19 protein-coding genes are annotated in these 21,085 nt (G+C 64.5%); 4 read left to right on the top strand and 15 right to left on the bottom strand.

All coding sequences use genetic code 11. From position 1 onward, the window contains the following. Window positions 1-21 precede the first annotated feature (21 nt). The 6 genes from G6N44_RS17835 to G6N44_RS17810 all read right to left on the bottom strand — a co-directional run bounded on the left by G6N44_RS17835 (window position 22) and on the right by G6N44_RS17810 (window position 6,581). Window positions 22-1,242, bottom strand: coding sequence for an acetyl-CoA hydrolase/transferase C-terminal domain-containing protein (locus G6N44_RS17835; protein ID WP_372508195.1), 1,221 nt, complete (start codon window positions 1,240-1,242; stop codon window positions 22-24). 148 nt (window positions 1,243-1,390) lie between these two features. Beyond that, window positions 1,391-2,581: a thiolase family protein gene (locus tag G6N44_RS17830; RefSeq protein ID WP_163666163.1), complete on the bottom strand. Its 1,191-nt coding sequence runs from the start codon at window positions 2,579-2,581 to the stop codon at window positions 1,391-1,393. Window positions 2,582-2,606: 25 nt separating this feature from the next. Beyond that, complete coding sequence (locus G6N44_RS17825) at window positions 2,607-3,755, bottom strand: thiolase family protein (RefSeq protein ID WP_163666161.1); 1,149 nt, start codon at window positions 3,753-3,755, stop codon at window positions 2,607-2,609. Next, window positions 3,742-4,311 (bottom strand): Zn-ribbon domain-containing OB-fold protein, encoded by a 570-nt coding sequence (locus tag G6N44_RS17820; RefSeq protein ID WP_197907468.1) that lies wholly within the window; start codon window positions 4,309-4,311, stop codon window positions 3,742-3,744. The genes G6N44_RS17825 and G6N44_RS17820 overlap by 14 nt, the downstream gene beginning before the upstream one ends. Before the next feature lie 93 nt (window positions 4,312-4,404). Continuing rightward, window positions 4,405-5,367 (bottom strand): VOC family protein, encoded by a 963-nt coding sequence (locus G6N44_RS17815; RefSeq protein ID WP_163666159.1) that lies wholly within the window; start codon window positions 5,365-5,367, stop codon window positions 4,405-4,407. A 2-nt stretch (window positions 5,368-5,369) separates the two neighbouring features. After that, window positions 5,370-6,581 carry a CaiB/BaiF CoA transferase family protein gene (locus G6N44_RS17810; RefSeq protein WP_163666157.1) on the bottom strand — a complete coding sequence of 404 codons (1,212 nt, stop codon included), beginning with the start codon at window positions 6,579-6,581 and terminating at the stop codon, window positions 5,370-5,372. A gap of 970 nt (window positions 6,582-7,551) precedes the next feature. Here G6N44_RS17810 and G6N44_RS17805 point away from each other — a divergent pair. Next, complete coding sequence (locus tag G6N44_RS17805; RefSeq protein ID WP_163666155.1) at window positions 7,552-8,142, top strand: TetR family transcriptional regulator; 591 nt, start codon at window positions 7,552-7,554, stop codon at window positions 8,140-8,142. 221 nt (window positions 8,143-8,363) lie between these two features. On the opposite strand, the gene G6N44_RS17800 is transcribed toward G6N44_RS17805, so the two are convergent. From G6N44_RS17800 to G6N44_RS17760, 9 genes are all read right to left on the bottom strand, one after another. Continuing rightward, complete coding sequence (locus G6N44_RS17800) at window positions 8,364-9,101, bottom strand: 1-acyl-sn-glycerol-3-phosphate acyltransferase (RefSeq protein ID WP_163666153.1); 738 nt, start codon at window positions 9,099-9,101, stop codon at window positions 8,364-8,366. 114 nt (window positions 9,102-9,215) lie between these two features. Then, window positions 9,216-9,998 carry an SDR family oxidoreductase gene (locus tag G6N44_RS17795; protein WP_163666151.1) on the bottom strand — a complete coding sequence of 261 codons (783 nt, stop codon included), beginning with the start codon at window positions 9,996-9,998 and terminating at the stop codon, window positions 9,216-9,218. 25 nt (window positions 9,999-10,023) lie between these two features. Next, window positions 10,024-10,266, bottom strand: a complete 243-nt coding sequence (locus tag G6N44_RS17790) for a hypothetical protein (RefSeq protein WP_163666149.1) — start codon at window positions 10,264-10,266, stop codon at window positions 10,024-10,026. Between the two features lie 5 nt (window positions 10,267-10,271). Beyond that, window positions 10,272-11,423: an amidohydrolase family protein gene (locus G6N44_RS17785; RefSeq protein WP_197907467.1), complete on the bottom strand. Its 1,152-nt coding sequence runs from the start codon at window positions 11,421-11,423 to the stop codon at window positions 10,272-10,274. Between the two features lie 21 nt (window positions 11,424-11,444). Next, a complete protein-coding gene (locus tag G6N44_RS17780) occupies window positions 11,445-12,623 on the bottom strand; it encodes a cytochrome P450 (RefSeq protein ID WP_163666147.1) in 1,179 nt (392 codons plus the stop codon). Beyond that, a complete protein-coding gene (locus G6N44_RS17775) occupies window positions 12,620-13,087 on the bottom strand; it encodes a Zn-ribbon domain-containing OB-fold protein (RefSeq protein WP_179964401.1) in 468 nt (155 codons plus the stop codon). The genes G6N44_RS17780 and G6N44_RS17775 overlap by 4 nt, the downstream gene beginning before the upstream one ends. Next, entirely contained in the window at window positions 13,084-14,220 is a 1,137-nt protein-coding gene (locus G6N44_RS17770; protein ID WP_163666145.1) for a thiolase C-terminal domain-containing protein, read from the bottom strand. Before G6N44_RS17770 ends, G6N44_RS17775 begins: the two co-directional genes overlap by 4 nt. Before the next feature lie 21 nt (window positions 14,221-14,241). Further along, window positions 14,242-16,449 carry an acyl-CoA dehydrogenase family protein gene (locus tag G6N44_RS17765; protein ID WP_170309404.1) on the bottom strand — a complete coding sequence of 736 codons (2,208 nt, stop codon included), beginning with the start codon at window positions 16,447-16,449 and terminating at the stop codon, window positions 14,242-14,244. A 99-nt stretch (window positions 16,450-16,548) separates the two neighbouring features. Next, complete coding sequence (locus G6N44_RS17760) at window positions 16,549-16,911, bottom strand: DUF4286 family protein (RefSeq protein ID WP_163666143.1); 363 nt, start codon at window positions 16,909-16,911, stop codon at window positions 16,549-16,551. Window positions 16,912-17,504: 593 nt separating this feature from the next. On the opposite strand from G6N44_RS17760, the gene G6N44_RS17755 reads away from it, so the two are divergent. The 3 genes from G6N44_RS17755 to fadD12 all read left to right on the top strand — a co-directional run bounded on the left by G6N44_RS17755 (window position 17,505) and on the right by fadD12 (window position 20,943). Beyond that, a complete protein-coding gene (locus tag G6N44_RS17755) occupies window positions 17,505-18,038 on the top strand; it encodes a TetR family transcriptional regulator (protein ID WP_308213828.1) in 534 nt (177 codons plus the stop codon). Between the two features lie 421 nt (window positions 18,039-18,459). After that, window positions 18,460-19,275 (top strand): mycofactocin-coupled SDR family oxidoreductase, encoded by an 816-nt coding sequence (locus G6N44_RS17750; RefSeq protein WP_163666139.1) that lies wholly within the window; start codon window positions 18,460-18,462, stop codon window positions 19,273-19,275. Between the two features lie 48 nt (window positions 19,276-19,323). After that, window positions 19,324-20,943: an acyl-CoA ligase FadD12 gene (gene fadD12 / locus G6N44_RS17745; RefSeq protein WP_163666137.1), complete on the top strand. Its 1,620-nt coding sequence runs from the start codon at window positions 19,324-19,326 to the stop codon at window positions 20,941-20,943. Window positions 20,944-21,085: the final 142 nt, after the last annotated feature.

Below are 21,085 nucleotides of genomic sequence, written 5' to 3'. Positions count from 1 at the left end.
GCTTCAGGGCGCCCGAATCTGCTAGAGCGCGAACAGCTCGGTGATCAGGGTGCGTCGCTGGTCCCAGTCCGCCAAACGCAAATCAGCGCAACCCTTGTCGGTCACGACGACGTCGACGTCGAAAGCCGCCGTCGATGCCGGCCGGCTCAACTGGTCCACCAACGGTGACCGCCCGCTGAAGGTGGACGGAACGGCGATGATGGACAGACCGCCGCGGCTCAGTCGACCCGCCCGGCAGTAGTCGGGGTGCCCACCGATGCCGCCGACGACCTTGTCGCCCGCCCCCTCGACGTTGACCTGCCCGGTGGGGTCGATTTCGATGGCGGTGTTGACCGTGATCAGCGGGTCACCGTGGCTGAGGCGGGTCAGGTCGTGGGTGTGCGCGACGCCCCGCAGGATGGGGCGTCCATCGGCCCACTCGTACAGAACACCGCTGCCCAGCAGATAAGTGGCCGAGGGTTCGCCGACGAGCAGGCCGCCGCGGTCGAGATCGACCACGGCGTCAGTGAGCAGACCGGTATCCAGGCGCAGTGGGACTCGCGCGCGACGGAGCAGAGCAGTGCCAAGCTGGCCCGGCCCGTACTGCAGCCGCGCCCCCGCGGGCACGAATCTGAGCACCTGGTCGGCGAGCGCGTCATGCACCGGTTTAGGTTCCTTCTGCAGGAACTGGAAGGGGCCATCAGTGCTACGTCCGATGATCCGCACCCGATCGGGATTCAGCGGTGACTCAGCGCTGGCAGCCGGGGCTTTGCTGTCAATAACCGCCAGCACCGGGATGCCCGCGTCGAAGAGTTCCCTCTGCCAGGACACCTCGGTACTGAACAAGAGCTGGTCGCCGCGCTGCACCAGCCGGGTGATCAATACGTCGGGCCGCAGCGGGCCGAGCAGCAGCGCCGGCTGAGCAGCGAGGCTGGTGGGCAGGAAACGCGCTGACGGGCTGCGTAGCACCGTACGCACGCCCCAGCCCGGCATCAACGCCACCACCTCGGCGAACGCATCCGGCACGAGGCCATCCCAGGGAGCGGCCAGCCAGCTCAGCACAAGCCGCATCCCACCGATATCGCGTGCCACCGCGCTCAGCGCTACACCGAAATCGGTACCGTCATCGAGTGTGCGCAGCTGGCCGACCCCGTCGCCGACGGCCACCGTGAAACCGGCACCGCCCGCCTTCGAGCGTGCTGCTTTGTTCAGCTCCGTGCGCAGTGCCGCGGCAAAGTCCCCGCGGTGATGGGTTGGTGTCACTTCAGCGCCTCAAGGGACACGCGCGCTGCCGCACAAAAGAGGTTGGGGCCGGATCGTTCCCGTGGTGTGACGCGTGGCGATCGCGATCGCCCGTAGATGATGGTGATGGCAGTTCCTGTCGAATTCAGCTGCGGTGCGTCGGTTTTTGTCAGGCCACCTCGATCACCATTGCTGCGCCCATTCCGCCTCCGGCGCACATCGACAGGACGCCGATGCCGCCGCCGCGGCGGCGCAATTCGTAGATCGCCGAGGTGACCATCCGGGCTCCGGTCGCGGCGATCGGGTGGCCCAGGCTGATGCCCGAGCCATAGACGTTGACGAGGTCTTCGTCCAGGCCCAGTTCGCGGGCGCACGCCACGGCTTGTGCGGCGAACGCCTCGTTAATCTCGAACAGTGCGACGTCCTCGATCTTTCGCCCGGCCAGCTCCAGCGCCTTCGGGATCGCCGTGATTGGCCCGCTGCCGGTGCGGTTGGGCGCCACCCCAACTGCGCTCCAGGACAGCACATTGGCTAGGACATCGTTGTGCGTCGTCGGCGCCGCCAGTGCCACGACGGCGGCCGCGTCGTTGATGCCCGAGGAGTTGCCGGCGGTCACGGTGAAGCCCTCGATCTCGGGGTGGAGCACTTTCAGGCCCGACAGCGTCTCCAGCGTGCTGTCGCGGCGGGGGTGCTCGTCCTGAGCGAAAGTCACGGTGCTGCCGTCGGCCTGCGGGACCTCGATCGGCACGATCTCCTCCACGAAGGACCCTGCGTCGATAGCCGCGATGGCGCGCTGGTGGGAGCGCAGCGCCCACTGGTCTTGCGCTTCCCGCGAGATTCCGAACTGGACCGCGCAGTTGTGGGCCACAGTGATCGACATGTCCATAGCGGGCGCATCGGGGGTCGGCGGATGGGACAGGGAGAACCATGGCTCGACCCAGTCGTCAGCGTCCTTGCCTGTGGTGAACGGCTTGCGTTTGCGCGACATCGGCGCAGTCGAGGCCGATTCGGCCCCACCGGCCAGGATCGCCCGGCTCATTCCCGCGGCGATCTGTCCGGCGGCGAGCGCGATCGCGGTGAGGCTTGATGCGCACTGGCGGTTTACGGCGAGTCCCGGCAGCGCGGTCAATCCGAGATCGACCGCGACGTATCGAGCGATGTCACCGCCGCCCTGCATGACCTCTGCCAGGACCAGGTCGTCGAAATCGGAGGCTCCCAAACCAGACCGTTCGATGGCCGCGGCCGTAACCGGCTTGGCAAGGTCCTTGGACTCGACGTTGGCCAGCGTGCCCCTGCGGGCGGTGCCGATCGCGGTGCGCGCGGCAGCGACGATCGTTGCGCGGCTGGTGGTTTTGGACATTTTCGAACTCCGATGGTTGTGTGGGTCAGGTTGACAAGATGGTGACCGCGGCTGTGCCGGGGGCGCCGTACAGCTGCGCATAGCCGACCCGCGGCGCGTGCACCTGACGTGCACCCGCACGTCCGCGCAATTGAGTCACCAGTTCGTATATTTGGCGCAACCCTGATGCGCCGACAGGTTCTCCGTTGGCGAGCAGGCCGCCGTCGGTGTTGACGGGCAGACGACCGCCGATCTCGGTCTCGCCCGCGGTGATCAGCGCCTCCTGATCGCCATCGGCGCAAAAGCCATTCTCGGCCAGATGAATGACTTCCGAGCCAGCGTCGGTGTCTTGCAGCTGGATCACGTCGACATCCTCGGGACCGATCCCTGCTTCCTCGAAGGCGGCGCGGGCCGCGAAGACCGTAGGACTCGGTGCCGGCGTGAGTGAGATCGATGGGCTCAGCACCTCCAGTGCGCCCGCACGCCGCGAGAACAGCTGCGAAGCCCGCAGATAAATCGGGTGCTTCGTGTACTTGTGGGCCTGGTCGGCTCGGCACAGCACCGCGGCCGCCGCACCCTCGTCAGGTCCGCAGTACATGTATTGGCGCAGTGGATAATTCAATATCGGCGAGGCCAAGATCTCCTCCTCGCCAATGGGTTTACGCCGCCACGCCGAGGGGTTGGCCGCGCCGTTGCGGAATGCCTTCGCCGCGACCCGGGCCAGGGTTTCGTGACTGATCCCGTAGTCGTGCATGTAGCGGTTGATCTTCATTCCGAAGAAGTGGGTGGTCAAGAACAGCCCTGCTTCGCCATACCAGTCGGGCAGACCGGACACGGAAGGATGGTCGGAGAATGCGCCACGGGGATGCTTGTCCAGGCCAATCGCAATCGTCAGGTCGTGGTCGCCCACCCGAATGGCGTTGGCCGCCATGGCCAGTGACGTACCGCCGGTGGCACATCCGGTGAACACTGCTCGAGCGGGTATACCGGTCATGCCGAGCAGTGCGGTGACCGCCTCGGGGTTCTTGACCTCCATACTGCCCGCGTAGAGCGCTTGAATATCGGTCCAGGCCACCCCGGCATCGGTGAGGGCGTCATAGACGGCCTCTTCGCCCATCTGCAGTGCAGACTTGCCGGGGTAACGGCCAAACGGGTGCAGCCCCACCCCGACTATTGCGACCTCACTTGCGGCCATTGTGGACCCCTTCCGTGGCGTCGTCGCCGTCCGCCGGCGCGAACGCGAAGATCATGGTTTGATCGCCGTCGGCGTTCTTGCCGAACGGCACGATCCGAAGCTCCATGGCTTGCCCGATTCGCAGCTTCTCGGGGTCGCTCTCGGTGAGCCGGGCTTCGACCCGCAGCGCCCCTGGCAGCTCCACATAGCCGATCGCGAACGGCGTGAACGTCGTCGCGTCGTCATCACCGGCGTACGGCGGCTCGGGGGGCCGGAACTGCTGGGTCGTGAACGTCCACAACGTGCCACGTCGTGGCAGCTCCACTGGCTCGAGCGCTTCACGTCGATCGCCGACAATACGATGTGAGCGGTACGGGAAGACGATCTGTCCATCGGAGGATCTCCCGCCTATCAGAGCAGGATCCTCCGACGGCCAGGTGAACAATCCTTCAGCTAGCGGAACCTGTTGGTTCACAGTGAATATCCTCTCGGTGCAATTGGGTTCAGCACGCTCGGTGTCGTCGTCGGCATGGACGTCGAGCGCGTCGTCTGTGTGCGGTGAGCTGTTCCACGCCATCCGAGGTCTGGTACGCGCCTTGCCATCTCACCCCAGGTGAAGTCCAACATCGGGTCAAGAAGTCCGGTCATTGCAGCACTCTGCGCGCAGCCTTCACCGCGACGGTGTGGATGTGAAGAACGACAAGGGGCGTTCGACGAATTCGAACAACACCCCATCCGGCGAGGGCAAGAAGGCGATGTAGAGGCCGTCGATCTTGGTGCCCGGCAGTGGGCACCACACCGGATCACCCTGCACGGCAATCCAATCCGGAAGAAGTGCCAGCGCGCGGGCGACGTTTTCCACCCGCAACGCGCAGCGGTACAGTCCTTGGCTGTTGCCGCCTTCAGCCCTTGGATGGCGGGCAGTGTCTGGATGCTCGACCACGGTCAGGGTGAACTGTGCGCCGTCCTCGGGTAGCGCCAGCCGAGCCAGCACGCAATCCGCGATCTGCGCAGTGCCGCCCGGGGCGAGCTGCTCGCCTGAGATGGCGACCCGTCGAGGTGCGTCAACGATAGCGAACCCGATCTCGGTGAGGAAGGCGACCGTCTTCTCCACATCGATGGCTGCGATGCGGATGCCGCCGAACAACCCACCCTGGTGAGGGCCAGCCACGGGAGGTGTCTGGGTGAGCTCGATCACCGCGCCGTCGGGATCCAGGGCGAGCACTGACTCGGCGCCGGAGATGAGCCCTTCGATCGGGTCAGAAACCCGCACCCCGGCAGCACGCAGATCCGCAGTGACCGCGGCGAGATCGGTGACGGTCAGCAACGTCGAGCGGATGCCGGGCCGGGCCGGATCGGTGTTGGTGTCGCGCCGCAGTGGTGGGGTGCTCCACTCGATAGCTTCCAGGGCACAGCTGCGGCGGCCCCCGCGACCGTCGTAGAGGAACGCGGTCTCTGTGTAGATTTGGCCGCCCAGGCCCATAATGCTGCCGTCGGCGGGCACCTTGGGATCAGTCCGCATTCGTGTAGTCAGTCCGAGCAAGCCACCGTAGAGCTTCTCGGTGGCTTGCACTGAGGCGCAGTTGAGGTTCACGTGCAGAAATCGGCGGGCGAGACTCTCGGAGATCGGCATCGCTACAGCACCACCGAGTTGATCTTGAAGTCGATGATCTCGTCCTCGGCGAATCCCAGCTCCGCCAGCACCGCATCGGTGTGCTCGCCATGTCCTGGCGCACAGGTCAGGTTCAACGGCGCCTCATCGAACTGCACCGGGCTGGCCGCCAATGCGAACTCGTTGTCGTTGGCATCGGTGACCCGGGGCAGGTAACCATTGACGATCGCCTGCGGATCGCTGTGCACCTCTCGGGCGGTGTGCATGACGTCCCATACACCGTCGAATCCAGCGAAGGACTGCTCCCAGTGGTTGAGATTTTCGGATTCGAATGTCTTTCGCAGCTCAGCGATGCACGCCTTGCGGTTGCCGAACCGCACCGCGGCATTGGCGAAGCGCTCGTCGTCGATCAGGTCAGTGCGGCCCAGCCGGGTGCAGAAGTCGGACCAGAATCGGTCGGCCTGCAGCAGAACGAAGGCGATGAACCGGTTGTCGCGGCTCTTGTAGATGCTGGCCACCGGATTGGGCATCTCATCCAGATTGAACTTCGGGACACCCGCTCCGGTGACGCCGGCGCCGACGATATCCGGACCGAGTTGCCAGATGGCCGCGTTGAGCAGGGACACGTCGACCACCGACGGTTCACCGGTTCGCTCACGCTTCGCCAATGCCGCAGCGATACCACCGGCGAGCGCGAGTCCACCGTACGAGTCCCCGAATCCCGGTCGCTGGATCGGCGGGTAAGAGCCGGCACCGTCAGAGTAGGCATCACCGATACCGCCTCGGGCCCAGTACGCCGCGAGGTCGAATCCGCCCTGCGAAGCCAGGTCGCCCTTGGTTCCGTAACCATGACCGCGGGCATAGATGATCTTAGGATTGCGCGCCCGAACCTGATCTACATCGATGCCCATGCGTTGCCGCGAATCCGGTAGCAGATTCGTGACGAACACGTCGGCGGTCTCGATCAGCTTCATCAACAGCTCCAGGCCTTCGGGAGTGGAGGTGTCCAGCCCGATGCTGCGCTTGCCGCGGTTGGGCTGTTCGATGAAGTGGTTCACTCCCCCTGCGCCGGTGACTATTCCAGAACTGATCAGACCCCGTTGGGGGTCACCCGTCTCGGGGTGTTCGACCTTGATGACGTCGGCGCCCCAGTCGGCAAGCACCGCGCCAGCCGCCGGCACGAACGTCCATGCGGCCAGCTCGACCACGCGGATCCCGCTCAACACGTCAGTCATATCGGCCGTCGATTCAATTGTCCGGAACGAGCGGCAAGCGCCAGTGGGACGGTAGTGCGGTCAGCGTGTCGACGAGGCGTGAACGCTTGATCACTTGCTTTTCGCAGGCCCTGTGAGGCTCCGGTCGACACAGTCACACGGGCATCGTAACCCGATACTTGACGTTTTTGTCAATCATTCAGGTTTCGGTTCCGCAAGTACTCAAGAATAATGCCATAGTGCCAGTTCAATGCGCCAGGCGTAACTTTTGACAAAGTTGTCAATCTCGGCATTGCAGCCTATGCCGTTCCACGTAGCGATCCGCCGTCAAAGAAAGCGCCCACGTCGTCCTGCCGGATGTGCGGATCGATATCAACCTCATGGCCCCGCATCGTCCCGCCATCCCGCGGGCAGCAAAGGAGGTTCCGATTCGGCCCTGCTCGCCTTGAGGCGAAAGGCACCAGACGCCCAACGCGATGCGCCGTCGGCGAACGCCACGATCACTATTGCGCCGACGACCAATGCGCCGACCCCGATGATGTCTCTCACCCCCGAGCCGCCGCCGGTGTTCGTAGATCCCGCGCGCAAGTCGGCGACGCACTCAGCTACCTGCTCGTACTTTCAGAAGACCAGCGAGGACAAGCGGCGAGCGGAAGTCGCCCGGAGGTTTCAGGCCCCTCCGCCCCACCGCTCAGATCATTTGCCTAGCAGTATGGTTCATTTGCTCTCGTCTCCCTTGGGTCGGGAAGCGAGTCCGGCAAACTGCGCGTCGCGTACGGTTCAGCCGATCTGAAGAGGTGTCCGGCCGTTGTTCAGCGAGTTCGGCGATGCGACCCGAACTGAGTGTGCACCAGCCACGGCCGAGCTGGGTCTTGGCAGTAAACTGCCATAGTTGCTGGCGTAACCGCGGCGCGGCCGCAGGTGTCAACGATTAGCCGGTGCCTGCGGTTGTGACTGTCCGGGGCATTGGACATAGTCAAGGAGATGACAGATGGCACGGGGTGATCGTTCACCGCGCGACGATCATGCTGAACGGACGAGGAATGCGTTGCTCGAGTCGGCCCTGAATCTGTTCAGCGCCAAAGGTTATGACGAGACCACCACCGATCAGATCGCTGAGGGCGCGGGTGTTTCCCCGCGGACCTTCTACCGGTACTTTCCCGGCAAGGAGTCGGTGCTGTTCTTTGGCGAGTACGACTTCATCAACGCCGTCAGCGGCGTGTACCTCGCGCAGCCAGAGGAGCTATCCGACTTCGAGGCGCTGTCGAGCTCATTCATTTTGCTTGCGCCGGGGCTCAAGCGCATTCGCAAACGCGTCGCGCTCTACCGCGAGGCCGTCGCATCGTCACTCGTACTGTTGGGCCGGGAGCGTAAGAATCACCAGGCCAACGCCACGACGGTGGCCAAGGTAATCGCCCAGCGCCGACACCTGTCGGCAGCAGACGACGAATGCCGATTGCTGGCGGCCGTCGGGATGCTGCTGGTCGAACGTGCCCTCGATCAGTGGTTGTCGACACCGGGCCACGCTCTGGAAGATCTGATCCGCCAGGAGTTCGCGGCGCTGCCCACGGTACTGAAGTAGCGGTCCTGCACCGGAGGCTCGGCGCCATGTGCGTACTCGGGACCCGCCGCCCACCCGGCTCCCGAACTCGACTATTCACCATGACCCGCGGTCTGTTGCGCAAAGCCAAATTTGGCATCGCACTGCCGGACCCGTGACTCCACTCGCCGCGCGACGACTACGAGCCCTGGGGCCAAAAAGAGGACGGCCAGTAGCGTTTCACGCTTGATTTCGTTGTGCTGTCAGCCCAGAACCGGGAACCGGCGCTGAGCCGCCAGCCCGTCGAGGGCCTGCTGCATGAGGTGACGGACGTGGGCGTCGACCTGGTCGATGTCGGGATCCGCGCCGAACTGGGCGCGGATGTCGATCGGCTCCAGGACCTGGGTAACGATCTTGGTGGGTAATGGCACATTGACCGGCACCATGATGCTCAGCCCGAAGGGAAAGCCGAACGCGATAGGCAGGATCTTCATTCGCAGCTTATCGAGCCTGAGCAGTTTTGCCAGTCCTTCACCGCGGGACAGATAAAGCTGGTTCTCCTGTCCGCCGATGGACACCGCCGGGACGATCGGCACCCCAGCGTTCAGCGCCGCCGTGACATACCCGGTGCGGCCATTGAAGTCGACGATGTTCGCGCAGCGAGTCGTTCGGTAGACGTCGTAGTCGCCGCCGGGGAACACCACGACCACCCCGCCCGAACGTAGCGCCGCTTCGGCGTTGCCGTGATTGGCGCGGATAAAACCCGTTTTGGACAAGATGTCGTCAGCCGGGCCGGTGAACAGGATGTCGTGGCTAAGGGTGTAGACGGGCCGGTCGTAGCCGAACCTGTCATAGAAACCGATCGCGAACACCGGCACATCGAGCGCGAACAACCCACCCGAGTGATTGGACACGACTAGCGCCCCACCAGGCGGAAAGGACTCCAGGCCGCGCACCTGCGAGCGGTGATAGCCCTTGATGATCGGACGAATCCAACCCATCACCCGCTCGGTCAGCTGCGGATCCCACTTGGTGACCTCCGAGGATCCCGTATCGCGCGAATTCACTTTGCCCCTTCGGTTTCTCGCATCCCATCTCGCGCGCGGCGCGGAATACTACTTCGGGGTGAAGCGCTGCGCGCCGTCGAGCCGCACGACCTCGCCGTTGACGTAGCCATTGGTCAGCAGGAACGTGGCTGCGTCGGCGAATTCCGCAGGGGACCCGAGCCGCTTGGGGAATGGCACGTTCGCGGTGAACTTGGCGATAGCTTCTTCGCCGACCGATTCCATGATCGGCGTCTTCATCGTTCCCGGCGCGATGGTGTTGACCCGGATGCCGACCGAACTCAGGTCCCTGGCGGCCGCGATGGTCAACCCGATGACGCCGGCCTTGGCCGCGGCATAGGCGGTCTGTCCAATCTGGCCCTCATAGCCCGCGATCGATGCGGTCATCACCAGCGCGCCACGCTCACCACTTTCCCGGGGTGGGGCCGTGGCAATCGAAGCAGCTATTAGCCGGGCCACGTTGTAGGTGCCGTTGAGGTAGAGATCGATCGTCTTGGTGAAGCCACTGAAGTCGGCGGGGCTACCGTCCCGCTGCACGATTCGTTGCGCGACACCGAAACCGCCGTGCGCGACGACCGCGTAGCGCAGCTGGCCGAGCTGGTTGGCCTGCTCGATAGCGCCCAGGATGCTGTCCTCGCTCGTTACGTCGGTGCTCACGAACGTGGCGCGGCTGCCCAGCTCGTCAGCCAGCGCCTTACCCTTGTCGGCGGCGAGATCAGCGATCACCACACCCAGGCCGTCGGCATGCAGCCGCCGAACTGTCGCCTCGCCCAGACCACCCGCGCCGCCGCTGACGATCGCCGACGCGCCTTCGAATTGCTGAACCGGTGCCATTATCTGTTCCTTCGCCTCGGACGAACTAGCCGCCGAGATAGTCGTTGTATTCGTTGTCAATCGATTCCATCGCGTGGAGTCGGCGTTCCAGCAGGTTGATCTCCGCAGATTCACCACCCGCCCTGATTTCATCAAGGCGGGTGCGGGTCCGACTGATCTCCTGGACCAGACGCTCGTGCGCCTCGTCCTTGGTGAGCAGATCCTGATCGGTCCAATCCGATTGCGGGAGCTGCTCGACCCGCTCCGCGTCGTCACCGGTGCCGGCCACGCAGATCAAGCCACCCGGGGAAAGTTGTAGAACTGACGGGCGTTGAGCTCGACGATCTTGTGGGCTTCGTCGTCGGGCACGTCCTTAAGCGCCTGGGCGGCCCGGTCCCGGCTTTGCGGCCAGTAAGAGTCCGAGTGCGGGTAGTCGCACTCCCAGGTGATCTGGTCGACGCCGATGTGGTGGCGGATGTGCACGCCGAAGTCATCCTCGATGAAGCAGCCGTGGAAGTGCTTCTTCCACAGGTATGACGGCGGGTGGTCCTGGTTGATGTTGTTGTAGAAGCGGTGCTTGCGCCACACGCTGTCCGCGCGCTCCAAGATGTACGGAATCCAGCCGACGCCGCCCTCACTCAAGCCGATCTTCAACTTCGGGTGCCGGTAAAGCGTGTGGGAGAACAACCAATCGGTCAACGCAGTCATCGACATGGTGCCCATCAGCGTGACAAACACCGCGAACGGAGCATCCGGGGCGATCGGTGGCGGGAAGCCGCCCGAGCCGAAGTGCTGCGCCAGCACCAGACCGGTTTCCTCCATCGCAGACAACAGCGGATCCCAGTGGTCCGAGTGCACCGACGGCAATCCCAGCTTGTCGGGCAGATCCGGGAACGTCACACACTTGGCGCCCTTGGCCGCGACTCGATGAATCTCCTTGACGCTAGCTTCGACATCCCAGAACGGCAGCATGGCAACCGGAATGAACCGGTCGGGCGCGGTGGCCGCCCACTCATCGAGATGAAAGTCATTCCACGCGGCCGAACACAACTTCGCCAGGTCCTTGTCCTCGCCCTCGGCGAACACCGCACCGGCGAACCGTGGGAACGACGGGAAGCAGGTCATCGCCTGCACTCCGTCGATATCCATATCGGCCACCCTGGCCTTGGGGTCATAGCAGCCGGGAATCATGTCGTCATAGCGCACCGGCTCGATGCCATACTCCTCAGGCTTCTTACCCGCCACCGCGTTGAGCCCGATGTACGGATAGATCCGACCTTCGTACTCCCACACCTGACACATCGCCTTGGTGTCAGGTCGCTCCCACTCGATGATCTTCGGCCCGGCTTCCAGGTACTTACTGGGCAGCCGGTCACTCCACACCTTCGGGTGCTCGATCAGGTGATCGTCGACCGAGATCAATTCCATCCAGGGCTGCAACGGCACGGGGGCCTCCTTTGATCGGGTTCAGTTGGGTGGGAAGACGATGGGCACGGCGTCGAGGCCCATGGTGGCGTGCGGCCACGGGACGGTGGGCTGAGCACCCTCGGCGAGGGCGTAGTCGGGGATGCGGTTGTGCCATTCCTCCAGGATCAAGCGCAGCTCGAGGCGGGCCAGGTGGGATCCCAGGCAGCGGTGCGGGCCGCGGCTGAACGCGAAATGAGGTGGCCGTTTGTCGAGGTGCACTGTGTCAGGGTCTGGATATTGGTCGGGGTCGCGGTTTGCGCCGCCCAGACTGATGAGGACGGTGGTGTCCTTGGCCACGGGACACCCCGCGATTTCCACGTCTTCGGTGGCAACACGCGGCGCGAACGGTACCGGGCTGTCGACCCGGAGCTGTTCTTCGATGAAGTACGGAATCAGAGAGTAGTCAGCGGTGAGTGTGTGTCGCAGTTCCGAATCCGTGGCCAGCCTCGCAAAGGAGAACCCCAGAGCAGACGTCACGGTATCGAGCCCGGCAAGGACGAACAGGAAGCACAGCCCGAGAATCTCCGGGTCGGTGAGACCACCTTCGTCGTCGAGCGCTACCAGCTGCGAGAGTAGGTCGTCACCCTGGGGGTTGGCGCGCCGCGCTGCAATGTGCTCGCTGAGATAGGTGTAGAGCTCCAGAGCGAGTCCCAACACCTCCGGTGTCGGCTCGCCGCTGGCGGGGTCGGTGAACTCCAGGATCGAGTCCTTCCAGTGCACCAGGCGGTCGCGGTCTTCCAGCGGCAATCCGAACAGTGTCAGGAAGACCTGGGTGGGGAACGGGACAGCGACGTCGGCGAGGAACTCACACTCCCCCCGTTCCTTGATGGCATCGATCAACTCACCCGCCTGCCGCCGCAGCTCCGGTTCCCGTTCGGCCATCCTTCGCGGACTGAAAAACGGGTCCAACAGCCGCCGGAACCGGGTGTGATCGGGGGGATCGATGGCGATCGGAACCAATGGGACCGGGCTGCCGAGGCGGTCGAACGCCCGGGCAGAAGAGAAGAGTTCGGGCCGCTTCGCCACGAACTCAACGGCCGCCGCGCTGGTCAGTACAACCTGCTCACGACCTTGCACCACCTCGCCGTGCTGGCGGAGCTGCTGCCAGGCCAGTGTTCTGTCCTGCGTGAACGGTAGATCGTCGACGTCGAAATTGGCGTCGGTGCTCATGTCGGTCATGCTGGCGGGGTCCTGTCGTCTGCGAGCCGGATGGTGAATTCGGGTATGCGGTAACCACTGTCACCGAGGTCAACGATCCGGGCCTGCACTGGTTGGCCGATCCGCACGTCGGCCGGGTCGGCGTCGATGACGGCGTTGATCCGCAGGCCGGGCTGTTCGTCGAGTTCGATGAGGCCCACGACGTACGGCGGGACGCGGCCCGGCACCAGTGCTTGGCGTATCACGATGAAGCTGTAGACGGTGCCGCGCCCACTGACTTCTTCGAAGTGCACCGGGCCGCCGGTGTATCGGCTGCGCTCCAGCGGGGGGTGGATCCATTTGCCGGTGTCGTCACAGCGGCACAGCATCAGCTTCCCGTCCTTCAGCGCTTCCCAGTACGGTGCCGAGTCCGGGTCCGGAACCGGGATCGGCGGCATCAACAGTGGATTGATGCCGGACTGATTTGTAGCGGCGGTGGATGTCATGGCTTCTCCCTGCTGTAGACGTTGGCGCCGCCGAACGGGCCGCCGCCGGCGGTGACCAGAGCGAGTCGGGCGTTGTCGACCTGACGCACCCCGGCGGCGTGGCGTAGCTGCAGTGCGGCTTCGTAATGGTGGTTGAGACCGTGGATGTAGCCCTCGGACAGCAGACCGCCGTGCGGGTTGACCACCACGTCGCCGCCATAGGTCGCGCGGCCGGTGGAGAAGAACTTCCCCACCTCTCCCTTCTCGCAGAAGCCGAAACCCTCCATGGTCGCCATCACGGTGTAGGTGAAGCAGTCGTACATACAAGCCAGATCCATATCCGCTGGGGTTAGCCCCGTCTTCTCCCAGATCTTCGGACCGGCCGTGCGCGAATACATCTCAGTGGGATCGCTCCACTCGGTCCAGCCTGCCCCGCCCTGCGAGTTAGACGACCCGACCAGCCACATGGGGTCCTGCTTGGCGTTGCGGGCGATGTCCTCGCCGGTGATCAGGATCGCGACTGCACCGTCGACCTCGGAGGTGCAATCCAGCACTCGGAACGGTTCGTTGATCCACCGGGCGGCCAGGTAGTCGTCCATGGTGAGCGGCTCGCGGCGCAGTGCGTGCTCGTTGGGTCCGGCATGCTTGCGCTGAGTGATGGCGATCTGTCCGAGATCTTCTGCGGTGGAGCCATATTCGTGTTGGTGGCGCCGGGCCCACATGGCGAACCATTGCGGTGGCACCATGTACCCCGAGGCGGTGTCGAACTGGTCGTGGTGCGGTACCTGCATCGGCCCGTCGATGTGACCGAAACGATGTCCGGACCGGCCGTTGAGCGAGCGGTACACCAGCACGGCTTTGCAGATCCCGGCCTCGATGACCGCAGCGGCAGTGGCGATCTGGTCAGCCACCAGGTTTCCGCCGCCGTACATGGAGTTGGCCCAGGCTAATTCCTCGATACCGAGCGCCCACCCGACGAAGATCGGCTGTTCGGAGTCGTTGGCCATGAAGGTGCAGATCCCATCGACGTCGGCTGGCGTGAGCCCGGCGTCGTCGATGGCGTCGCGGCACGCGGCGACGGCCATACCGCGGGTGGTGCGGCCGGAGTTCTTTGAATAGATGGTGCGGCCAATACCGATGACGGCACAGGTCATTTCGTTTCTCCAGTCATCTTGCTACTTCGTGGTCGGCGCGGGGGCGGGGTCCCTGGGTAGACCCAGGATTCGTTCGGCGATCAGATTTCTGACGACTTCGGACGTACCACCGGCGATGGTCAGGCATCGACTGAACAGGTAGTCGTGCACCACCGTCCCAGCAGCCTCCCGACCCAGTGGATCCTCACCGGTGGCCTGGCTGCCGGCGAGCCCGGTCAGCAGGGCAGGCCCGGCGATACGCAGCGCCAGTTCGGCGACACGCTGGGCGTGCTCGGCGCCGAACAGCTTTGCGATGTTGCCTTCGATACCGGGTCCGGATTCGAACACCGCGCGAGCAGCTTGGCGCAGGTTGACCGCCGACAGCGCGTAGGCCTCGATGAGCAGCGCGCCCACCTCGCCGGCCAGCCGATGATCCTCCCCGCGGTGAACAACGAGCAGATCAAGCAGATCCGCAGCGACCATGGTCACCGACCCGCCACCGATCGACACCCGCTCGTTTCCTAGGGCCGCCATCGCCACCCGCCAGCCGTTGTTGACCTCGCCGACCACCATTTCATCGGCGACGAACACCTCGTCGAAGAACACCTCATTGAAGAGGGCTTCGCCGGTGATCTCCCGCAACGGCCTGATGTCGACACCTGGCGCCGACAGGTCAATGATCATCGCCGTAATACCCTTGTGCTTGGGCACATTCGGATCGGTACGCACCGTAGCCAACCCGAGCTGGCAGTTCACCGCATCGCTGGTCCACACCTTCTGACCGGTGACGATCCAGCCGCCGTCGGTACGGACAGCCTTGGTGGACACCGCAGCCGCATCCGACCCCGCACCCGGTTCACTGAAGAGCTGGCACCACCGCAGCTGCCCTTCCAGGCTGGGCCACATGAGCCGCTCGATCTGTTCAGGGCTGCCGTGCTGCAGCACCGTCGGCACCATCCACTCGCCCAGCCCCAGGCTGGGCCGCTCGACACCGTCGAGCTCCTGCTCGATGATCAGCTGCTCGATCGAGCCGGCCGCGCGCCCGTAGGGTTTGGGCCAGTGCGGCACCAGATATCCGGTGCGAGCCCACAACTTTTGCTGCCCGGCGGGCTCGGTCTTGGCCAGCCCTGCCCGAAAGTCCCGCACCGCCTGCCGGTACTGCTCGGCCTCCGGCGGGAGGTCCAACGTCGTGCCTGGGCGTGCACCACCGATCTGCAGGGCCGCGACGTCATCGTGCAGCGCGTCCTCGCCGCCAACGAACGTCAGCAGCACCGTCGCGCGTCGGACGTAGAGGTGGGCGTCGTGTTCCCAGGTGTAGCCAATGCCGCCGTGGATCTGAATGTTCTTCAGCGCCGCGCGTTGATAGGCGGGCAACGCGTGCCCGGCCGCCATCGTCACCGCCAGCTCGGCCTCCGGCGCCGCGGCGCGGGCCGCATCCCAGGTGGCGGCCACGGCGAGCTCGGTGTCCACCAACATGTTGGCGCAGTGATGTTTGATCGACTGGAAGGATCCAATCGGGCGGCCGAACTGTTCGCGCGTGGCCGCATAGGTGCTGGCCATCTCGGTGCAGGCGGCCAGACCGCCGTTGGCTTCGGCGGCGGCGAGCAGGCGCACCGTTCTGGCCGCGACGCGGGCCGCCCCGGGGAAGCTGTCCGCTACCGGTGCCGACCTGAAGTGGGCCACGGTGATCGGGCGCATCACCTGATCAACGGCGTCGCTGCGTGTCGTGTTCACCGCCTCGCCCGCCTCGACGAGCACCAGATCGTCCCCGACCGGAATCAGAAAGAGATCGGCCTGCCGCTCCCCGAGGGTGGGCACGGCCTCAGCCGAGACCGCCGATCCGGACAGCGCGGCATCACTGGTGGTGCCGATCGCCGCCACGACATCGCCGGATACCAGCTTCGGGAGCCAACGCTGCCGCTGCTCCTCGGTGCCCACCTCGGCGATGACCGCCGAGACGACCACTGTGGGAAGGAAGGGTCCGGCGATCGCAACGCGGCCGAGCTGCTCAAGCACGATGGCCAGCTCGGGTAGTCCAAAGCCCTGGCCGCCGTAGCGCTCGTCGACGTGCAAACCCAGCCAGCCCGTGGAGACGATCTCCTTCCACAGGCTCTCGTTCTGCCACCACCGTCCGCTGTCGTCCGCATCGAGCAGGACGCGGCGAGCCGCTGCGGTTCCACTGCGACCAGCGACCAGCGATTTGGCGACGTCGGCGAGCGCGCCGTGGTCGTCAGTTAATGCCAGGGGCATGCTTCAACCTCACTTGTTGGGAAAACAGGGGGACGTCACAGGCGGCGGTACGGGTCAATATCGCCCTCGCACGTGTCGCGTTGACCGACGGCCGAGCGATCATGGCGCTACCCGGCGTTCGCCGCGCGGTGTCCAGCCGGTCAGTGACACGGTGCTCAGATCCAAGGTGTCGCCCAGCGTCAACGTGCCCGCCATGACCCGCTTGAGAAACTCCGCCATCACAGCGTCAGGCTCACGATCAAGCTCATAGACCACCAAATAACGGTGCGCCGGGGGCGGCAACTGCGCCGGGAGGTCTTCATCCTCGGGCACCTTGATCTCCGACAGGCCATAACGCTGCGCAGCCACGACACCAGGGACGTCGAGCACCTCGGGCACATGCGTGGAGTCGTACCACTCATTGAATGTGTCGTCTTTGCCCTCGATGGGGTTGCTCAAGACAAGGAACAGGTTCTCCGCCACGGACACGCCTTTCGGGCCAAGGGTTTCAAGGGTCGGTGCGCAAGCGAGACTATGGCAGTGAACTGCCATAGTCAATACACTATGGCTGGCCGGTCGTTCATTCACTGCTGCCGTGCAGATACCGGCCGCACGGGCGATTGCAGGGATCGCTCAGCGCACTGGCTAACCCAGCCGGGTCGGTGCAACGTGTACGCACGCCGAGCCGGAACTCATTGCAGTGATGCGGTGAATGGTGCTGGAACAGGGCCTCCGTTGACCTGGCATAACTGCTTCGCCGAACTACTCACGAGGTTGCCAATACGTACAGCAGGTCCTCGCCGGCCTTAGCCGGGCGTATCGACACATGGGGCAACCGCTTTCGGTGTCGATGCCGGCGCGGACCGTGGTGGTTGTGACGCGAGTATCACCGCCGATGAACGAATAATATGGCAGTTGCCTGCCATACTGGGCCCGGTCGGCGGGTGCAACCGGGCCGGAGAACTGCTGGGGCCGCCGCCACTCAAACCGGCACAGGGGGCTCGGGGAAAGGTGCGGGAATGGTGCGCGGTGAACGTTCGCCCCGCAGCGATCACACCCATCGGGTGCGGACCACGTTGGTCGACGTCGCGCTCAATTTGTTCAGCGCGCAGGGATACGACGCGACAACCACCGACGAGATCGCCAAGGCGGCCGGCGTGTCTGCCCGAACGTTCTTCCGCTACTTCCCCACCAAGCAGTCCGTCCTGTTTTTCGGAGCGTATGACTTTATCCAGGGGTTCCGGGCCGTGTACCTCGCTCACCCGGCGTCGGTATCGGACATCGAGGCCATGACCGAGTCCTTTGCGTCGCTGACACTTGGCCTCAAGCGGATCCGCCGTCGCGTCGCGCTCTACCAAAACGCTGTCGCCAGCTCTTTGATCCTGCGCGGCCAGGAACGCCACGATCAGGACGCCAAAGCGCAGATCGTGGCGATGGCGGTCGCGGAAAGACGTGGGTTGCCTATCCCCGATGCTGCGGCGGAGGTACTCGCCGGAGTTGGATTGCTGCTGCTCGACCGTGCGATCAAGCGCTGGGTGTCCGGTGCTGATCACGCCGTCGACGCCCTCGTCCGAGACGAGTTCGCAGCGCTATCCGCGGCCTTCCGATAGCCAGAGATGACGAAGCGTTCATGACAGAGAACTGCCATATATTTTCCCAGGCGTGGCCGCCAGTTCGAGTCTGCAGATACCGCGGGCGCGGCGCTCGAGCGTAGGTGTTACCGGGAGTATTCAACACAATAATAGCCATTGTAGTGCGTATATACGTTCCAAATTAAGGCCCGGCTGGGACTTGCGGGCTATGCGCCACCGCAATCTTTCCGACTTCGCGACTCACCTTCTGATGTGGCCGAAACCTACTGACGAACTGCCTTGACTGATGTCATGCGACTGCCATAGTGTCTGATCTGGCAGCGCGGCTGCAGCGAGTGACCTATCAGGTTGTAGAGGCGTCCAGCGGCGGCTCTCGCCAGGCACAAGCTGGCACCCGGCGATAGCCAGATCTGGCACAACAGCGAAAAGAGTTTGAGATATGGGTGCATTGGACGGTCGAGTTGCTTTCATCACCGGCGCCGCCCGTGGGCAAGGACGCGCCCATGCGGTCCGGCTGGCCGCAGACGGCGCCGACATCATCGCCCTGGACATCTGCGCTGACATCGCGTCGATGGACTACCCCAACGCCACCCGATCCGATTTAGATGAGACGGTCAAGCTGGTCGAGGGTGCAGGCCGACGCATCGTGGCGCGCCAGGTCGATGTCCGCAACGGCGACGCGGTAGAGGCGGCGTTGTCTGACGGTCTGGCCGAGTTCGGCCGCCTCGACATCGTGATCGCCAACGCCGGGATCATCCGACTCGGCGGGGGCGGTGACGATCGACAGGTGTTCCGCGACATCGTCGACGTCAACTTGATCGGTGTATGGAACACGGTCCACGCCGCGATCCCGACCCTGATCGAGGGCGGGCGAGGCGGCTCGATCGTCATCACCAGCTCCAGCGCCGGACTCAAAGCTACCGGCACCGACCGGACCGGCGGCCAGGCCTACTCGGCCGCCAAGCGGGGCCTGGTCGGGCTAATGCAGGTGTGGGCCAACGACTTAGGGAAACATTCCATCCGTGTCAACACCATCCACCCGACCGGGGTGGCCACTGGCATGGTCATGAACGAGGCGATGGGCAAACTACTCGAGTCCGGGGATGTCGCGATGGAGGCAATGCAGAACGTGCTGCCGATCCCGATTCTGATGCCTGAAGACGTGGCGAATGCGGTTGCCTTCCTCGTCTCCGATGACGCCAAGTTCATCACCGGAACGGCCTGGCCTCTTGATGCCGGCTTCGCTGTGCGCTGAGCGACGCTGCTCGACCGACCGTGCAGCGATTGCGATCGGCGTCGCCGCGTGAGTGACCTATGCGGCCTAGTCAAGACCTTCGTCCGCGCTGGGTTTCTGACGGCGCTGCGCCCCGACAAATACGTCCGGATCTTTTCTGCGGTCCGGCGAGAGGGAATGTCGGCGACGACCGGTTTCGCCATCGCAGCGGTGCGATGCCCGCACCGGCCCGGTCTCATCGATGAACTCGGGACACTGACCTGGCGGCAACTCGATCAGCGTTGCGACGCGTTCGCGGCGGCTTTGCAGGCACAACGTGGCGGGCCTCCCACCGTGATCGGTGTCATGTGCCGCAACCATCGGGGCTTCGTCGAAACGGTCACGGCGGCCAACAGAGTGGGCGCTGATGTCCTGCTATTGAACACGTCGTTCGCCGGCCCCGCCTTGGCAGAAGTCGTCGCGCGCGAACGCGCCGACGTGGTCGTCTACGACGAGGAATTCACCGAGACCGTTGATCAGGCACTGACGAACACTCGGCACATACACCGCATCTTGGCGTGGACCGATGGTCCCACCGCCTACGCGGTCACCGTCGAGAAGATGATCACCGCCCACCGCGGGCAACGGCCCTGGCCGGTAGCGCGCACCGGCAGACTGATCCTACTGACCTCCGGCACGACGGGAACTCCGAAGGGCGCCAAGCATTCCGGTGGCGGAATCCGCGCCGTCGAGGCGATCCTCAACCGGACACCATGGCGTGCCGAAGAGACCACCGTCGTGGCGGCACCGATGTTTCACGCGTGGGGTTTCGGGCAGCTGGTGCTGTCGGCGATGATGGCCTGCACCGTGGTCACGCGACGCAAGTTCGACCCCGAAGCCACCCTGGAGCTGATCGACCGCCACCGGGCGACCGGCCTGGCCGTGGTTCCGGTGATGTTCGACCGGATCATGGAACTGTCCGACGATATCCGCAACCGCTACAGCGGTCGGTCGCTGCGGTTCGCCGCCGCATCCGGTTCGCGGATGCGCCCTGATGTGGTGACCGCCTTCATGGACCAGTTCGGCGATGTCGTTTACAACAACTACAATGCCACCGAGGCCGGGATGATCGCCACCGCCACCCCGGCGGATCTGCGGGTGGCGCCTCATACCGCCGGCAGACCGGCCGAGGGCACCGAAATCCGCATCCTGGACGCCGATTTCACCGAATTGCCGCCCGGCGAGGTGGGCAGCATCTACGTCCGGAACTCGACGCAGTTCGACGGCTACACCACGGGTGCTACCAAGGACTTCCATCAAGGGTTCATGTCATCCGGGGACGTCGGCTACCTCGACACCGCTGGCCGGTTGTTCGTCGTCGGGCGCGATGACGAAATGATCGTCTCGGGTGGTGAGAACGTCTACCCGATCGAGGTGGAAAAATCGCTCACTGCACATCCCGATGTCGTGGAGGCTGCGGTGATCGGGGTGGACGACGCGCAGTACGGGCAGCGACTCGCCGCATTCGTGGTGCTGACCGATGACGCCGCGGCCACGCCTGACGCACTCAAACAACACGTCCGCGACACCCTGGCCAACTACAAAGTGCCGCGTGAGATCACCGTGCTGGCGGAGTTGCCCCGCAGTAGTACGGGCAAGATTCTGCGCGCCGAACTGCAGGGGCGCGCGTCCACCGCCGACAGCAGCTGACCCCCGTGCTGCCGCGAGGTGGCCCCGCCGCGGCGTAAGGCTCAGCCATCGCCCACCGAACGAAACGGAACCCATGGCACCCACCGAACGGCAATCGATCTCCCAGTCGACGCAGCGAAACCACTATGTCTGGCCGAGCAAG

It is taken from the genome of Mycolicibacterium alvei (genome assembly GCF_010727325.1).
GTDB lineage: Bacteria > Actinomycetota > Actinomycetes > Mycobacteriales > Mycobacteriaceae > Mycobacterium > Mycobacterium alvei.
The sequence above is the reverse complement of the archived record's forward strand: the minus strand, read 5'-3'. Positions and strand labels throughout refer to the sequence as shown.

Coding starts and splice junctions, on each gene's coding strand:
- G6N44_RS17830 (WP_163666163.1), bottom strand. CDS start 2,581: ATGTCCAAAACCACCAGCCGCGCAACGATCGTCGCTGCCGCGCGCACC.
- G6N44_RS17815 (WP_163666159.1), bottom strand. CDS start 5,367: ATGCCGATCTCCGAGAGTCTCGCCCGCCGATTTCTGCACGTGAACCTC.
- G6N44_RS17800 (WP_163666153.1), bottom strand. CDS start 9,101: ATGGGTTGGATTCGTCCGATCATCAAGGGCTATCACCGCTCGCAGGTG.
- G6N44_RS17770 (WP_163666145.1), bottom strand. CDS start 14,220: ATGACCTGTGCCGTCATCGGTATTGGCCGCACCATCTATTCAAAGAAC.
- G6N44_RS17820 (WP_197907468.1), bottom strand. CDS start 4,311: ATGGCGTGGAACAGCTCACCGCACACAGACGACGCGCTCGACGTCCAT.
- G6N44_RS17750 (WP_163666139.1), top strand. CDS start 18,460: ATGGGTGCATTGGACGGTCGAGTTGCTTTCATCACCGGCGCCGCCCGT.
- G6N44_RS17805 (WP_163666155.1), top strand. CDS start 7,552: ATGGCACGGGGTGATCGTTCACCGCGCGACGATCATGCTGAACGGACG.
- G6N44_RS17810 (WP_163666157.1), bottom strand. CDS start 6,581: ATGACTGACGTGTTGAGCGGGATCCGCGTGGTCGAGCTGGCCGCATGG.
- G6N44_RS17765 (WP_170309404.1), bottom strand. CDS start 16,449: ATGCCCCTGGCATTAACTGACGACCACGGCGCGCTCGCCGACGTCGCC.
- G6N44_RS17780 (WP_163666147.1), bottom strand. CDS start 12,623: ATGACCGACATGAGCACCGACGCCAATTTCGACGTCGACGATCTACCG.
- G6N44_RS17825 (WP_163666161.1), bottom strand. CDS start 3,755: ATGGCCGCAAGTGAGGTCGCAATAGTCGGGGTGGGGCTGCACCCGTTT.
- G6N44_RS17795 (WP_163666151.1), bottom strand. CDS start 9,998: ATGGCACCGGTTCAGCAATTCGAAGGCGCGTCGGCGATCGTCAGCGGC.
- G6N44_RS17775 (WP_179964401.1), bottom strand. CDS start 13,087: ATGACATCCACCGCCGCTACAAATCAGTCCGGCATCAATCCACTGTTG.